General features: G+C 67.9%; 13 protein-coding genes. 9 read left to right on the top strand and 4 right to left on the bottom strand.

Going from position 1 to position 15,322, the window contains the following annotated elements:
• Nucleotides 1–158: 158 nt before the first annotated feature.
• The 4 genes from HALKA_RS0113260 to ppc form a co-directional block, all read right to left on the bottom strand.
• Nucleotides 159–1,706, bottom strand: coding sequence for an ABC transporter permease (locus HALKA_RS0113260; protein ID WP_018258444.1), 1,548 nt, complete (start codon nucleotides 1,704–1,706; stop codon nucleotides 159–161).
• Nucleotides 1,707–1,813: 107 nt separating this feature from the next.
• Nucleotides 1,814–2,668, bottom strand: coding sequence for an ABC transporter ATP-binding protein (locus HALKA_RS0113255; RefSeq protein WP_018258443.1), 855 nt, complete (start codon nucleotides 2,666–2,668; stop codon nucleotides 1,814–1,816).
• Nucleotides 2,669–2,670: 2 nt separating this feature from the next.
• A complete protein-coding gene (locus HALKA_RS22170; protein ID WP_018258442.1) occupies nucleotides 2,671–2,793 on the bottom strand; it encodes a hypothetical protein in 123 nt (40 codons plus the stop codon).
• Nucleotides 2,794–2,913: 120 nt separating this feature from the next.
• The gene (gene ppc / locus HALKA_RS0113245) at nucleotides 2,914–5,610 is read right to left on the bottom strand and encodes a phosphoenolpyruvate carboxylase (protein ID WP_026190309.1); all 2,697 of its coding nucleotides are present in this window, start codon (nucleotides 5,608–5,610) and stop codon (nucleotides 2,914–2,916) included.
• A 239-nt stretch (nucleotides 5,611–5,849) separates the two neighbouring features.
• Between ppc and HALKA_RS0113240 the strand changes: the two genes are divergently transcribed.
• The 9 genes from HALKA_RS0113240 (at nucleotide 5,850) to HALKA_RS0113200 (ending at nucleotide 15,319) form a co-directional block, all read left to right on the top strand.
• A complete protein-coding gene (locus HALKA_RS0113240) occupies nucleotides 5,850–6,653 on the top strand; it encodes an alpha/beta fold hydrolase (RefSeq protein ID WP_018258440.1) in 804 nt (267 codons plus the stop codon).
• Nucleotides 6,646–8,208, top strand: coding sequence for an AMP-binding protein (locus HALKA_RS0113235; protein WP_018258439.1), 1,563 nt, complete (start codon nucleotides 6,646–6,648; stop codon nucleotides 8,206–8,208). The genes HALKA_RS0113240 and HALKA_RS0113235 overlap by 8 nt, the downstream gene beginning before the upstream one ends.
• Nucleotides 8,209–8,324: 116 nt before the next feature.
• Complete coding sequence (locus HALKA_RS0113230; protein ID WP_015763475.1) at nucleotides 8,325–9,026, top strand: helix-turn-helix domain-containing protein; 702 nt, start codon at nucleotides 8,325–8,327, stop codon at nucleotides 9,024–9,026.
• A 67-nt stretch (nucleotides 9,027–9,093) separates the two neighbouring features.
• The gene (locus HALKA_RS0113225; protein WP_018258437.1) at nucleotides 9,094–10,509 is read left to right on the top strand and encodes an ABC transporter substrate-binding protein; all 1,416 of its coding nucleotides are present in this window, start codon (nucleotides 9,094–9,096) and stop codon (nucleotides 10,507–10,509) included.
• 1 nt (nucleotide 10,510) lies between these two features.
• Nucleotides 10,511–11,314: an ABC transporter ATP-binding protein gene (locus HALKA_RS0113220; RefSeq protein ID WP_018258436.1), complete on the top strand. Its 804-nt coding sequence runs from the start codon at nucleotides 10,511–10,513 to the stop codon at nucleotides 11,312–11,314.
• Nucleotide 11,315: 1 nt separating this feature from the next.
• Complete coding sequence (locus tag HALKA_RS0113215; protein ID WP_018258435.1) at nucleotides 11,316–12,014, top strand: ABC transporter ATP-binding protein; 699 nt, start codon at nucleotides 11,316–11,318, stop codon at nucleotides 12,012–12,014.
• Complete coding sequence (locus HALKA_RS0113210; RefSeq protein ID WP_018258434.1) at nucleotides 12,011–13,048, top strand: branched-chain amino acid ABC transporter permease; 1,038 nt, start codon at nucleotides 12,011–12,013, stop codon at nucleotides 13,046–13,048. Before HALKA_RS0113215 ends, HALKA_RS0113210 begins: the two co-directional genes overlap by 4 nt.
• Nucleotides 13,049–13,115: 67 nt before the next feature.
• Nucleotides 13,116–14,312 carry a branched-chain amino acid ABC transporter permease gene (locus tag HALKA_RS0113205; RefSeq protein ID WP_018258433.1) on the top strand — a complete coding sequence of 399 codons (1,197 nt, stop codon included), beginning with the start codon at nucleotides 13,116–13,118 and terminating at the stop codon, nucleotides 14,310–14,312.
• Nucleotides 14,309–15,319 carry a 3-oxoacyl-ACP synthase gene (locus HALKA_RS0113200; RefSeq protein ID WP_018258432.1) on the top strand — a complete coding sequence of 337 codons (1,011 nt, stop codon included), beginning with the start codon at nucleotides 14,309–14,311 and terminating at the stop codon, nucleotides 15,317–15,319. Before HALKA_RS0113205 ends, HALKA_RS0113200 begins: the two co-directional genes overlap by 4 nt.
• Nucleotides 15,320–15,322: the final 3 nt, after the last annotated feature.

Here is a 15,322-nt window from a genome sequence, read left to right as displayed (position 1 = left end):
AACGATATCGTGGCGGATACAGACGGTGGGCCAACGCCACCACGGATGGTCGAACGTGAGTTGATTCTTATACTTCGTGCCGTGTGACGAACGACGCGATGTTTCGGAAACTGATACGTCCGAACTCCCGCCCGCGTCCGTGCGAAACGTGATGGAGACTATTGTCGTCGCCGGCCCACGAGTGCCACACCGAGCGCGACGACCGTGAGAGCCAGGTAGACGACCGGGATCCCCGCCGACGCCGTCGACGGCCGGGCGGCGACGTAATCGAGCGTGCCGAGTCCGTTCACGGGGCCGAGGTACCACGCCGTCAGATAGGCGATCTCGAAGCTCTTGGATCGCCCGGTCCAGACGCCCAGCGCGAGCGCGATCGCCGGCAACGACAGGACGGCCGCGAGCCAGCCCGCGAGCGCACCGTCCATCCCGGAGAGGGCGAACCGGACGGGCGCGGGCACGGACACCAACAGCCCGATCGCGACGCCGGACGCGTAGGTCGCGCCCAGCAGCCGGATCGGTCTGGTCCCGACGAACACCAGCTCTGTCGTCCGGTGTCGTCGTTCTCGCGTCCCGAGTGCCGACCACGCCGAGAGCGGGAGCAAGAGTGCGATCGGGACGACCAGCGTGCGGACGACACCGATCGGCGCGACGGCGGTCGCGAGGACGGCCAGCGCGGCCGCAGCGTACCACCACCGAGGGTAGCCACGAACCGCCATCCGGAGTTCGGCCAGCAAGACGGGGACGGTCGAGCCGCCGTCGCGGCTGACGGGTGCGAGGTCGACATCGACCGACGAATCCGCCGTCGTCGACGGATCGTCCGCAGTCGGCGGTTCGACCCCGTCGTCCGCGGTCTCTCGGTCGGACTCCGAGCGAGAGAGGAACGACCAGCGCGTCGAGTCGTCGAACCGGTCGAACGCGAGCCAGGCCCCACCGAGGAATCCACACGCGGCGGCGAGTACCGGGAGGCGGGCCACGAGCCGCGGCCCGGTCCAGGCGATCCCGTCCCACGTGAACTCGGCGAGACCGCCCGGATCGTCCGTGTACGTGAAGCCGAAGGCCGACCCGTCGAAGGCGGGATACTGGGCCGCGATCGACTGGGCCATGCTGTCGCGGACGACCGCGAGTCCGACGAGATCCAGCCGTGCGTCCGGTGCGATCCCGGCTACGATGGCGGTCAGCGCGAGCAGGAAGTAGACCACGGTGCCAGCAGTGCCACGGAGCGGTCCGATCGTCTCGAAACAGACCGCGACCGCCGCGACGACGGCCATGGCCGGGATCGTGATCAGGAGGAACGGCGAGACCAACGCCCAGGGGTCGAACGCGCCCACGCCGACGAAGAGGGAGGCGACGCCGGTCGAAGCGAGCAGGACCAGCGTCCCGAACGCGAGGACGGCGACGTTGCTCAGCCACTTCCCTGTGAGGTACTGGCCGTTCGACAGGGACGAGGGCGCGATCAGTTCGCTCACCCCCGTCTCCAGGTCTCTGCCGATGCTGCCTTTCACGAGGGAGAATCCGAAGAGGACGAGCACCGTCGTGCCGATGACGGCCGTCATCCCGGCGAGCCAGGCGATCGTCGGGCGGCCGGTGTAGTCGGTGCCGACCACCAGCGTCGAGTCGACGGCGACGACCTTCACGAAGTACGCGACCAACAGCGGCACGACGAGGAACGTCGTCGAGCGCGACCGCTCTCTGAGGTCCGCCAGTGCCACGGCGACGACCGGTCTGATACTGCCGGCTATAACTGTTTCGAGATATTCGCGAACCCGTGGTCGCGAAATTTCGTGCAGACTTACAGCCGGCAGTATGAGTGGCCCGGTCATCGTCCGATCGCGTCGAGGTACGCGTCTTCGAGGGTCGGTTCCGCGGGCTCGGCTGCCGGCGTCGGCCGCGACGCCGAGACGACCCGGACCGCGACGCCGTCGCTGCGCCGGGCCGTCCCGCTGATCGTGTACTCGCGTTTGACCTCGGCGAGGTCGTCGTCGCCGACGGTCCACTCCCAGACCGAACCCTCGACCTCGTCGAGCAGCGCGGCCGGGGACTCGTGGGCCAGCACGCGTCCGTCGTGCAGGAGGACGATGTCGCTCGCGGTCACCTCCACGTCCGAGACGATGTGCGTCGAGAGCACCACGATCCGATCCTCGGCGAGCTCGGCGAGGACGTTCCGGAAGCGGACGCGCTCCGTCGGGTCGAGTCCGACGGTCGGTTCGTCGACGACCAGCAGCTCCGGGTCCGCGAGCAGCGCCTGGGCGATCCCCACGCGCTGGTGCATGCCGCCCGAGAAACCGCCCAGGCGACGATCGGCCGCCGCTTCGAGGTTGACGAGCGCGAGGAGGTCGTCGATGCGCTCGCCGACGTTCGAGACGCCCCGTATCGCCGCCAGATAGCGGAGGAACTCCCGAGCGGTCAGGCTCGGGTACACGCCGAACGACTGGGGGAGATAGCCGACCGAGTCCCTGATCGCGCGTGGCTCCTCGCGCACGTCGGTCCCGTTCCAGCGGACCCGTCCGTCGGTCGGCTGGAGCACGGTCGTGACGATCCGTATGAGCGTGGACTTGCCGGCACCGTTGGGGCCGAGCAGCCCGACGACGCCCGGTTCGAGCACGAGATCCACGTCCCGAAGCGCGTGTTCGTCGCCGTACCGTTTTCCGATCCCGTCGAGTTCGAGCTGCATCGTCACCGCCCCCGCCGCTCGATTTCGGGAAGGGGCGACGGCGTCACCGTCGGCGGACCGATACCGGAGCGGGAGGGCGGTCGGCCGATGTCACGATCGAACTCGGGGCCAGTGTGGCGGACCATACCCACTGGTGGATCGGATCGAGTATAAAAACAGAACGAGAGTTTCAGAGTCGGAAGTCCGGTCGAAACCGTCGACCGTCGCCGTCTCACGGTACCCCCAGCCCAGTCGGTCGGGAGACGCTATCCGGTGTTTTTCATGCCGGCGGCGATGCCCTGAACGGTCAGGCGCAGCGTCCGGCGCTCGGTCTCCGTGAGGTGGCTCTGTGCGAGCAGGCGCACCTGCAGGAGGTTGAGCGGGTCGACGTAGGGGTTCCGTCGGTCGAGGTTCTGTTCGAGCCACTCGCGCTTGAGGAGGCTGTCACGGCCAGTGATCTCCGTGACGATGTCGACGGTGTCCTCGTACTCCTGGCGGATGTCGGGGAAGATCCGTTCCCGGAGGTCGTCGTCGGCCAGCGCGGCGTACTCCTCGGCGATGTCGAAGTCGGTGCGTGCCAGCGCGAGGGACGCGTTGTCCAGTTTGGTCTGGAAGAACGGCCACTCCTCGTACATCTCCTGGAGGGTCTCCACGTCGCCGCCGTCGTCGAGATACGCCTGCAGCCCCGTCGCGATCGAGTACCAGCCGGGGATGATACAGCGGGCCTGGGTCCAGGAGAACACCCACGGGATCGCTCGCAGGTCCTCGACGCTGCGGTCGCCCGAGCGGGAGGCGGGACGAGAGCCCATGTTGAGGTTCTCGATCACCGAGATCGGCGTCGCCTGCTCGAAGAAGTCGACGAATCCCTCGGTCCCGAGCAGTGACTCGTACTTCTGGCGGGCCGCCTCCGAGGCCGTCTCCATCGCCGCTTCCCAGGCCTCGGGGACCTCTTCGACGGGCTCTTCGAGGGCGTTGTACCGGGAGCGAACCTGCGCGTTGAGCATCTGTTCGAGGTTGCGCTCCGCGATGGCTTCGTTGGCGTACTTCTCGGCGATGGCTTCGCCCTGCTCGGTGAACTTGATCTGGCCCGTCACGGTCTCGTTGGGCAGGGCCAGCATCGCGTCGTTCATCGGGCCGCCGCCCCGAGAGATCGAGCCGCCCCGGCCGTGGAACAGCCGCATCTCCACGTCGAAGTCGTCGGTGATCGCCGCCAGTCGCTTCTGGTTGCGGTACAGCGACCAGTTGGCGGCGAGGTAGCCGTTCTCCTTGTTGGAGTCTGAGTAGCCCAGCATGATCTCCTGGACGCCGTTGCGGGCCGCCAGTGCCTCCTCGTAGGCGTCGTTCTCGAACAGCGTGCCCATGATGCGTCGCGCGCCGTCGAGCGCGTACTTCGACTCCAGCAGGGGGACGATGTCGAGCCCGCAGTAGCCCGGCAGGTCGACGATACCGGCCTGGTCGCCCAGGAAGAGCACTTCCAGCACGTGACTGGCTTCCTCACACCAGCTGATCGCGTAGGTGTCGATGGCGTCGACGCCGAACTCGCGCTGCCAGTCGGCCAGCTTGCGGAACCGTCGGATGACGCGGGCCGAGTCGTCAGAGAGGCCGTCGACGTCTTCCATGTCGACGATCTGGCCGTCCTGCAGGATGGCCTCGGTGAGGAACTCGACGCGCTCGTCTTCGTCCATGTCGGCGTAGTCGATGCCGTCGCGGTCGACGGTCTCCGCGATGGCGTCGGTGTGCATCTTGCGGTGGTCGCGCATGTCCAGTCCGGCCAGCGTGAAGCCGAACGTGTCGACCTTGCGGACCAGCGGGTCGACGTGGGCCTCGGCGATCACGTCGGCGTCGTTGGCACGGAGGTCGGCGGCGATGGCCCGGAGGTCGGCAAGCAGGTCGCTCGAATCGGAATAGCCTCCGGAGCGAACGTCGCCCACCCGGAGCACGCCTTCCCGCATCAGCTTCAGCTTCTGGCGGTAGGGCTCGTCGGGGTAGCGTTCCTCGGCCTCGCTGGCGACGCCGGGCAGCGCGTCCTTGTGGTCCGCGAGCCGCTCGTCGAAGGCGTCGGTCGTGTCGATGTTGCTCGCGTCCTGGCTCAACACGCCAGACAGTTCCTTGAGGCGGTCCCGGTACAGCGGGAGCACGACATCGCGCTGGCGTTCCAGGGTCTCCTCGGTGATCTCGGGCGTGACGAAGGGGTTGCCGTCACGGTCGGAGCCGGCCCACGAGCGGAACTCGTAGAGCTTGGGCACGTCTACCTCGCCGTCGTACTCCTCGTCGATGGCGTCTGCGAGTTCGTCGTAGACCTCGTCGATCACTTCGAAGAGGACGTTCTCGATGTACCACTGGACGTTGAGCGCCTCGTCGGTCACCTCCGGGCGGCGGTCGCGGACCTGTGGCGTCTGCCAGAGGCTCGTGACCTCCGCCGCGAGGTCGTCCTCGATGTCCTCCTGTTCGCTGTCCGTGAGCCGGACCTCGTCGAGCACTTCGAGGTCGCCGGCGACCGACCGGAGCTTGGCCTTGACGGTCTTGCGTCGCGCCTCGGTCGGGTGAGCGGTAAACGTCGGTTCGATGAGCACGTCGTCGAGGACTCGTTCGAGAGTCTCTGGGTCTGCTCCCCGCTCGGAGAGCTTCTCGACGGCGTCGGTGACGCTGTCTTCGAGTACGCCCTCCTGGCTCCCCTCGCGGATCTCGCGGACCCGCTGGCGCTCCTCTGCGAGGTTGATCAGTTCGAAGTAGGTGGTAAACGCACGGGCGACGATGTCCTGCATGTCCGGCGAGAGACGGTCGAGCGTCCGTTCGACGTCGTCGCGGTCGTCGGCGTCGCCGCGGCGGTAGTCGATCGACGACGTCCGGATGTTCTCGACGGTCTCGAACCCTTCGGTGGACGTCTGTGCTTCGATCACTTCCCCGAGGAGCTCCCCCAGCTCGCGCACGTCCTCGTTTATTTCCCTGGCGTGCAAATTCATACCAGTGGATCCACGGGGGAGTCCTAAAACTCTAGCGAAAGTCAAAATGCCTGTCGTCCCACTGTAAGCATTCGTCCATTGTTTATGATTGCCTTACCACGGAACGTCGAGGTTCGGTCCCAGATCGGCCGTTCGAGGGCGTTCCGTCGAACGGAACCGTCGCGACGGCCGTCGGCGTGAAGAGACGGGGTTCACACGTGAACGTCAATGTTGATGGGATATCACGACCAAGTGAAACTATGCCGACTGCCACGCACGACGGTGTAACGCTCGCCTACGAACGCTCGGGACCCGCAGACGCCGAGACGGTCGCGTTCGTCGAGGGGCTGAGCTACGGCACCTGGATGTGGCGCTGGCAGCGCGAGGCGCTCTCGGCGTCCTACGAGACGCTGGTCTGGGACAACCGCGGGACGGGCGACTCCGACGAGCCGCCGGGGCCGTACACCACCGAGCAGATGGCGGCCGACTTCGAGGCCGTGCTCGACGACGCTGGCGTCGAGACGGCCCACGTCGTGGGTGCGAGCCTGGGCGGGATGATCGCCCAGCAGTACGCGCTCGACTACGATCGAGCCGACTCGCTGACGCTGATCGCGACGACGCCGGGCGGCGAGGCGGCGGTCCCGATTCCGGCGGCCACCCGACAGCGGATGCTGAACGTCCCCGAGGAGTACGACGAGGCGGCGACGATCCGACACAAGATGCGCCCGGCCGTGACGGACGAGTTCTGGGTGGAACGGTCCGATGTCGTCGACCGCATCGTCGAGTGGCGACTGGAGACCGACCCCTCCGAGGACGCCTACGAGTGGCAGAGCGCCGCCGCGGTGGGTTTCGACGAGAGCGACAGGCTCGGAGAGATCGACCTGCCGACGCTGATCGTCCACGGCACCGCCGACGAGGTGATCCCCTTCGAGAACGCGACCCTGCTCGACGAGGCGATTCCCGGCAGTCGTCTGGTGGCCGTCGACGGCGGCTCGCACCTCTGTTTCATCGAGCGGGCAGACACCGTCAACGAACACCTCCGGTCGTTCCTCGACGATGTCTGAGTACGGTCCCCAGCGGTGGGTCGGCGACTGGAGCGCACGCAGGCGGGCGCTGTCGCCCGACCGGGTCGGACTGGTCGACGCCACCAGCGGCGCGGAGTACACCTACAGCGAGCTCGACCGCCGCGCCAACGGCTGTGCTCGCCTGCTGGCCGATCACGGCGTGACCCGCGAGGGCGGGGCAGATCCGGACGCGGGCGGCCGCGTCGCCGTGCTCTCACGAAACCGTCCCGAGTTCGTCGATCTGTTCTTCGCGACGGGCAAGACCGGCGGCGTACTCGCGCCGCTCTCCCATCGCCTGGCACCGCCGGAACTCGGGACGCTGCTCGACGACGTGGCCCCGTCGCTGCTCGTCGTCGAGGAGCCCTTCGCCGACGACGCGGCCGAGGCCCTCGCCGACGCCGACATCGACTGTCCGGTGCGCTCGCTGGCGACGGCGGGCGAGACGACCTGGGACCGCCTCGACGAATCGCTGCCGACCGACCGATCCTCCTACGACGGGCCGACGCTGGAGCCGGCAGACCCACACCTGTTCTTGCACACCGGCGGCTCGACGGGGACCCCCAAAGAGACCGTCCTCAGCCACGAGGCGATCGTCTGGAACGCGACCAACACCGTCACCGCCTGGGGGCTGCGACCGGACGACGTGACGCCGCTGACGTTCCCGATGTTCCACACCGGCGGGTGGAACGTGGTGACGGTCCCGGTCTTTCACATGGGCGGGACCGTCGTCCTCGCCCGAGAGTTCGATCCCGGTGAGGTGCTCGAACTGATCGAGGCGCGGTCGGCCACGCTCCTCGTCGCCGTCCCGGCGGTGTTGCGGATGATGGTCGACCACGATCGATGGGCCGAAACCGACCTCTCGACGCTGCGACTCGCCAAGTCCGGCGGCGGCCCCTGTCGAGAGTCGGTGCTGTCGGCGTGGTGGGACCGCGGCGTCGACCTCTCACAGGGGTACGGGCTGACCGAGTGTGGCCCCAACAACTTCGCGATGCCCGACGACTGGCCCAGAGAGAAGGCCGACACAGTCGGCGTCCCGAACGTCCACGTCGACGTGCGGATCGTCGACGACACCGGTGCGGAGCTGCCCCGCGGTGAGGTCGGTGAGCTCCATCTCCGGTCGCCCCACGCCGCGACGGAGTACTGGCACCGGCCGGAGGAAACCGCCGCGACCTTCCGGGAGGACGGCTGGCTCGCCACCGGCGACCTCGCGCGGATCGACGACGACGGCTACGTCAGCATCGAGGGCCGCAAGAAGAACATGTACGTCAGCGGCGGCGAGAACGTCTTCCCCGCGGAAGTCGAGGACGCCGTCTCCGGCCATCCGAAGGTCGACGACGCCGTCGTCGTGCCCGTCGACGACGACCAGTGGGGCGAGGTCGGTCGCGCCGTCGTCGTCGGCGACGACTCGCTCACGCTCGACGAACTCGCGTCCTTTCTGGACGGGCGACTCGCGCGGTACAAGCGGCCGAGAGACCTCGTCTTCGTCGCTTCGCTCCCCCGCAGCGGCCCCGACAAGATCGACCGCGACGCGGTCGTCGCGGCCCACGGCTCCTGACGCCGTTGGCCGTCCGAACCGCGGCAGTATCACTGTGGTAATACTTTCCTACTACCTTCGAGGGCGGAATTGTTTATTATGGTCAAGTGTGAGGTATACGACCGAAAGGTCGTCGCATGATCGAACTATCAATGGACGTAGAGCAGTACGACTGTCCGTTTATCGATACGACGGCAGATCACGCTCTCTCCTTTTCGGCCGTCCACTGGGACTTCGATCGGCGAACGCGGGAGTTAGAGACGCGGATGGTCGTCGAGGGTGCCGACCGGGAGGAGCTCTCCGTGGGCCTCGAAACGCTGCGCGACCACGGGAACATGAACGACTGCTCGCTCGTGGCGCGGCGCGACAACGTCGCCCAGATCAGGACGGTCATCGCCGAGACCGACGCGATGGCGACGATCAGGAGCAACGACGGCTACGTCACCGGCCCCTTCTACATCGAGGACGGGAGCGAGGTCTGGCACGTCGGATTCGACGCGAGTAGCGAGGCCGACAGCGCCCTCTCGGAGCTCGACCGGAACAACGAGTACGAGGTCGTCGAGCGCACTGACACCTCTCTCCCGGAGATGGGCGATCTGGTGCAAAACGCCGGTGCGGCGATGACGCTGATCGAGGGATGTCAGGACCTCTCTGATACCGAGCGCGAGACCCTGGAGGCCGCCGTCTCCAGTGGCTACTTCGAGACTCCACGGGACGCCACCCTCGGGAGCCTGGCCGACGAGTTCGGCGTGTCCAAGCCGGCGGTCTCGAAGAATCTCCGCCGGGGGCAACGGAAGATGATCCACCGCGTCGTCACGGCGCTGGACGACATCGAGTAGCGCTCTCTCTCTCGTTAACATGTAAACCTTCGTGGCTTTGTGGCTGTGGGGCTAGTCATTATTCGTTATGGATCGGACTGTCACGAGACGGCGTGCGATCCGATCGCTTGGTGCTGCGGGCGTCGTCGCCCTCGCGGGCTGTACCGGCGACGGTGGTGACGGCGACACGGCGGCGAGTGGCGACGGCGGCGACACAGAGACAAACATGCAAGACACGTCGACGACACAGTCGAGTTCGGAACGGCTCTCGATCGGTGTCCTCCAGCCGCTCTCGGGGGACCTGGCGTACTACGGGCAACAGGGCCTCTGGGGACTGCTCTCCGGGCTCTCGTACAAGGCCGACGCCGATCCGCCCACCGACGTGGGCACCGGGACGACGACACTCTCGGTCGGCGACGTGGAGTACGAGCTGATCGTCCGCGACACGGAGTTCACCGCCGACGGCGCGCAGTCGGCCGCGACGGATCTGGTGAGCAACGAAGGGGTCGACATGCTCTTTGGCTGTTCGTCCTCGGGTGCGGCCTCGCGTGTCATCACCAACGTCGTGAAGGCGTCGTCGGTCCCGATGATGGTCGGGCCGGCGGCGTCGGCGGGGATCACCTCCGAGAGCGAGACCTGCGGCGATCTGGTGTACCGTGCCAGCGAGAACACGGCGATGGACGCCCGCTCTGGCGGCCGGTACGTCGCCACCGAGACCGACGTATCACGGGTGTACCTGTTCGGCGCGGACTACAGCTTCGGCCGGGCCGTCGTCAACAACTACCGATCGGTGCTGGAGTCCGAGGGCATCGAGATCGTCGGCGAGCGGTTCGTCAACCAGGGGTACTCGGAGTGGGACGGGCTGCTGGAGAACGCCGAAGACGCGGGCGCGGAGGGGATCGTCGGCGGGTTCACCGTCGCGACGCTCCCGAACCTGTTCAGCGCCTTCCTCTCGGGCGAGTACTCCTATCGCGCCTTCGGCGGGTTCGCCACCCGGATCACGAACGCCGTCGTCGGCCAGACGATGCAGCGCGTGCTCGGCGACCCGCTCACAGAGGAGAAAATCGAGGGTGCGGGACTGGGACCGTTCACGACGCGCTATCACTGGAACCAGTACGACAATCCGATCAACGACGCCTTCGTCGAGTCGTACACGAACGCCTACGGCGTCGTTCCCGACCTCTTTACCGCAGGCACGTTCACGGGCGCGTCGGCGATCCACCAGGCCGTCACCGAGGGCGGCTCGACGGATCCGGACGACATCACGGACGCGCTCAAGGGGATGACCGTCACCGACACGCCGAAAGGCGAGAACGGCTACACCTTCCAGGAGTACAACAACCAGGCCCGTTCGGAGATGACCGTCGCCAACCCCGTTCCGACACAGGACCAGTGGGCCGACAGCTGGGACTCGCTCATCCAGCCCGGCGACCCCCTGGCTCGGATCTCCGGGGATCAGGTGACGATTCCGGCAGACGGCGACGACATGAACTGCTCGTTGTAACATGCTCAGGACGCGGGGACTCACGAAGCGGTTCGGCGGCATCACGGCGGTCGACGGCGTCGACTTCGACCTCGGGTCGGAGCTGTGCTCGCTGATCGGGCCCAACGGCGCGGGCAAGACGACGTTCTTCGACCTGCTGACGGGCGCACTGGAGCCGACAGACGGACGGATCGAGTTCCGTCACGACGGCGAGTGGGTGGACATGACGGCGACGCCCCCGGCCGAGATCGCGAGCCTCGGCGTCCACCGCTCGTACCAGATCACGAACGTCTTCCCGACCTCGACGGTACTGGAGAACGTCAGGGTCGCCGTACAGGCCCACAGCGACCACGCGGCGACGTTCTGGCGGACAAGCGACGCCTACGAGGCGGATCTGACCGCGGCTCGCGACATCCTCGAACGGGTCGGGCTGTCCGAGCGGGCCGAGGACCTCGCGCAGAACCTCAGCCACGGAGCGGGCCGACAGCTCGAAGTGGCGATCGCGCTGGCCGGCGACCCGGACGTGCTCTTGCTGGACGAACCGAACGCCGGTGTCAGCTCCGAGAGCGTCGACGACATCGTCGGGCTCATCGAGGACGTGGCCCGGGACCACGCGGTCCTGCTCGTCGAGCACAACATGGACATCGTGATGGAGGTCTCGGACCGCGTGGTCGTCCTGAACCAGGGCTCGGTGATCGCCGACGGCGAGCCCAGCGACGTGCGCGCCGATCCGTCCGTCCAGGAGGCCTATCTCGGCGGCTACCAGACCGGCGACCTGGCCGAAGACGGCGGCGAACCGGGCGATCCGTCCGGGGGGGTCGCGTAGCGTGGCCCTGCTCGACGTGGCCGACATCGAGACGTACTACGGCGAGAGCCACGTCCTCGAAGGCGTCTCTCTGTCGGTCGAACGTGGCGACGTGGTCGCGTTGATGGGTCGCAACGGCGTCGGGAAGACGACGACGCTGCGCTCGATCCTCCAGTTGACGCCCCCGCGGTCGGGGAGCGTGACCTACGACGGGACCGACCTCGTCGGCCGCCGGACGCACGAGGTCGCGGCGATGGGCGTCGGGTGGATCCCCGAGGACCGACGGATCTTCACCCAGCTGAGCGTCGCGGAGAACCTCCGCGTGTCGGTGCCCGACGGCGACGACGCCGCCGAGGCGCTGTCGATCGCCTTCGAGACGTTCCCGATCCTCGAACAGCGCCGCGATCAGGCGGCCGGCACGCTCTCGGGGGGCCAACAGCAGATGCTCGCACTCGGCCGCGGACTGGTCGGGGACAACGATCTCCTGCTGGTGGACGAACCCAGCGAGGGGCTCGCTCCCCAGATCGTCGCCGACGTGGCCGACGCACTGGCCGCGGCCGCCAGCGAGACGACGATGCTGCTGGTCGAGCAGAACCTCCCGCTGGCGCTGGATCTGGCCGACCGATTCTACGTCCTTGACAACGGGCGGGTCGTCGACGAGGGCGACGCCGACGCGGTGTCGGCCGACGACGACCGGCTCAGGAGGTACCTGTCCGCATGACGCTCGCGCTCGAACTGGCCCAGCAGGCCCTCTTGCAGGCGGGCTTCGTCGACGGCCTCGCCGAGTTCGCCCGCCCGGGCACGTTCGCGGAGGTCGTCCTCCGGGGGCTCTCGAAGGCGGCGATCTACGTCATGATCGCGGCCGGGCTGACGCTGATCTTCGGGCTGCTGGGCGTGCTGAACTTCGCCCACGGTGCGCTGACGATGATCGGGGCGTACCTCGGCGGCCTCGTGATGGTCCTGACGGTGGCACAGGGAACGGGGCCGTGGGCTCGGCTGGCGCTGTTTTTCGTCGCGATGGCGGTCGTCTTCGGCCTGCTGTCGGCGCTGGGTGGGTCCATCGAGGTGCGCCTGATCCGGCCGCTGTACGATCGGCCGCCGATCTACCAGATCCTGCTGACGTTCGGCGTGACGCTCGTGCTCGAAGAGCTGGCCCGGATCGTCGTCGGCTTCTACGGCCTCCAGCCCCTCGCGGAGTGGCAGGCCGCGCTCGGGACGATCCCTGCTTTCCTGGAAACGTCGCAGTCGCTGGGGCCGGTCTCCGTGCGCGGGCTCGCACTGTTCGAGATCTTCCTCGGCGCGCTGACGGTCGCCGCGATCTGGGGATTCCTCACGCGCACGCGCTACGGCCTGTTCATCAGGGCCGGGAGCGAGGACAGCGAGATGGCGGAGGCGCTGGGCATCGACGTGCGGCGGGTCTTCACGGTCGTCTTCGCGCTGGGTGCGGGCGTCGCGGGCGTCGCCGGCACACTCCTGATGTGGGACCCGGTCTGGGGAGCGAGCGTCCCGCTGGCCGCCGAGTCGCTGTTGCCGGCGTTCGTCGTCGTCATCATCGGCGGGCTGGGCACGTTCCGCGGGACGGTCGTGGGCGGGCTGATCGTCGGGCTGGTCGACGCGACGACGACCTGGTGGTTCCAGAACGTCGCGGTCACGTGGACCTGGCTCCCCGAGGTCGCCATCTTCATGATCCTCGTGGTGGCGCTGATCGTCCGTCCGCAGGGGATCTACGGCGTCGAGGAGGTGGGGGGCCATTAGCGTCGCCACCCGTCTCCGGAAGCGGGTCCGAACGAGCTGGCCGATCGAATCGCTCAGGCGTCAGCAGGTGTACCTCGTCGTCGTCGGGCTGTTGGCGATCTACCCCGCGATCTATCACCTTCTCACCCAGTCGCCACTGGGCGAGGTGGCCGTCACCGTCCTCCCGCGGATGGAGACGATGGTCGCCGTGCTGTACTTCTCGCTCTTTGCGATGTCGTTCGACTTCATCAGCGGCTACACCGGCTACCTCTCGTTCGGCCACGCGGCGTTCTACGGCACCGGCGCGTACACCGTCCTCCTGATCGCCAACGGGAAGGTCCCGCTCTTGGGTCCCGAGACGCCGTTCCTGGTGGCACTCGTCGTCGGCGCGGTCCTCGCGACGGTGCTCGCGGTGGTGATCGGCCTGGTCTCGTTCAGGCTCACCGGGGTCTACTTCGCGATGATCACCCTCGGCTTCGCACAGGTGCTGTACGTCTTTGTCCGGGACTGGGACTACGTCGGCTCGAACCCCCGTGACGGGATCGCGCTGAGCGGAGCCCGCGGCTTCGAGCTCGGGGTGCCCTACGTCGATCAGCTGACCGTCGCGCTGGGCACGCTGACCGGCGACACGCTGGCGCTCGCGGGCCACACGCTCGGGACGACGACGGTCTCCTTTTACGCCGTGGGTGTCGTCGTCCTGCTGTGTTTCGCGGCGATGCAGCGGATCCTCCACTCGCCCTTCGGCCGCGTCATGGTCGCGATCCGCGAGAACGAGGAGCGTGCCGAGGCCATCGGCTACGACACCTTCCGCTACAAGCTGGGCGCATTCGCGATCAGCGGCTTCTTCGGCGGCGTCGCCGGGGGACTGCTCGCGGGGTTCAAACGCTCCGTGACCCCCGAGTCCGGCTTCTACTTCCTGACCAGCGGCGACGCGTTGCTGGCCAGCATCATCGGCGGGTTCGGGACCCTCGCCGGCCCGCTCTGGGGCCACCTGTTCGACGAGACCGTCCGGGAGTTCCTCTCGAAGCGGGGCCAGGGCGGCGGCCTGCTCCCGTATCTGGAACAGACGCTCTCGGAGGAGTTCCTGACGACCGAACTCGTCGGCGGGCTCACGGTCGAGGGCTTCATCACCGCCGCGCTGAACGGCCACGCGAGCCTCTACGTCGGGATCGTCTTCGTCCTGTTCGTCCTCTACGTCCCCGACGGGATCGTCGGCACGGTCCGCTCGCGGCTGGGCGGCCGGGTCGCGCGGCGGCTCCCCGAACGGCTGTGGGGTGAGCGGTGACGGTCCACTGCACCGGCCTCGCGGTCGCGTTGCCCGAGGCGACGATCTCCGGCGCGACGATCGCCGACCGCTCCGGCATCCCCGAGTCGGTCGTCGTCGAGAAGATGGGGATCAGCGAGAAGCGCGTTGCCCGCGACGAGCAACCGAGCGACCTCTGTGTCGAGGCGGGACGGCGGGCGCTGGACGACGCCGGCGTCGACGCCGCGGCCCTCGATCTGGTCAGCTACCACGGGAGCGAGCTCAAAGACCACGTCGTCTGGAGCCTCGCCGCGGACGTGGCCGAGCGGCTGGGCGCGAGCGACGCCTACGCCAGCGAGAGCTACGCGCTCTGTGCCGGCGCGCCGATCGCGATCCGAGAGGCGGCCGCACAGATCCGGACGGGCTCGATCGACCGCGCGCTGCTGGTCGCCGCGAGTCGCGAGGAGGACCTCGTCGACTACGGGGACCCGGACACCTCCTTCATGTTCAACTTCGGGAGCGGGGCGAGCGCGATGGTCCTCGAACGGGACGCCGGGGAGCGCGCCATCGCGACCGTCCGCGAGAGCGCCGCCATTACGGACGGGAGCTTCTCGCGCGACGTGATCGTCCCGGCCGGCGGGACGGTCGAGCCCCCCTCGAACGCCACCGCCGAGGAGGGTCGCCACTCCCTGCGCGTCCCGGACCACGAGTCGATGAAAGCCCGACTCGCCGAGGTGAGTCTGCCGAACTTCCTCGCGGTGGCCGACGACGCCCTCGACGCCTCGGGCTACGACCGCGACGCCGTCGACTTCGCTGCCATCACCCACATGAAGCGGTCGTTCCACGACCACCTCTGTGACCAGTTCGGGCTGGGCGAGCGCGAGCACCTGTATCTGGAGGAGTACGGCCACGTCCAGAGCGTCGACCAGGCGCTCGCGACCCGCGAGGCCAGGGATCGCGGCTGGCTCGACGACGGAGACGTGGTCCTCTTTCTCGCCGCCGGGACGGGCTACACGTGGGCGGCGACGGTGCTGGAGTGGCGCGGCTAACCC

This window comes from Halomicrobium katesii DSM 19301 (assembly GCF_000379085.1).
Classification (GTDB): domain Archaea; phylum Halobacteriota; class Halobacteria; order Halobacteriales; family Haloarculaceae; genus Halomicrobium; species Halomicrobium katesii.
The sequence above is the reverse complement of the archived record's forward strand: the minus strand, read 5'-3'. Positions and strand labels throughout refer to the sequence as shown.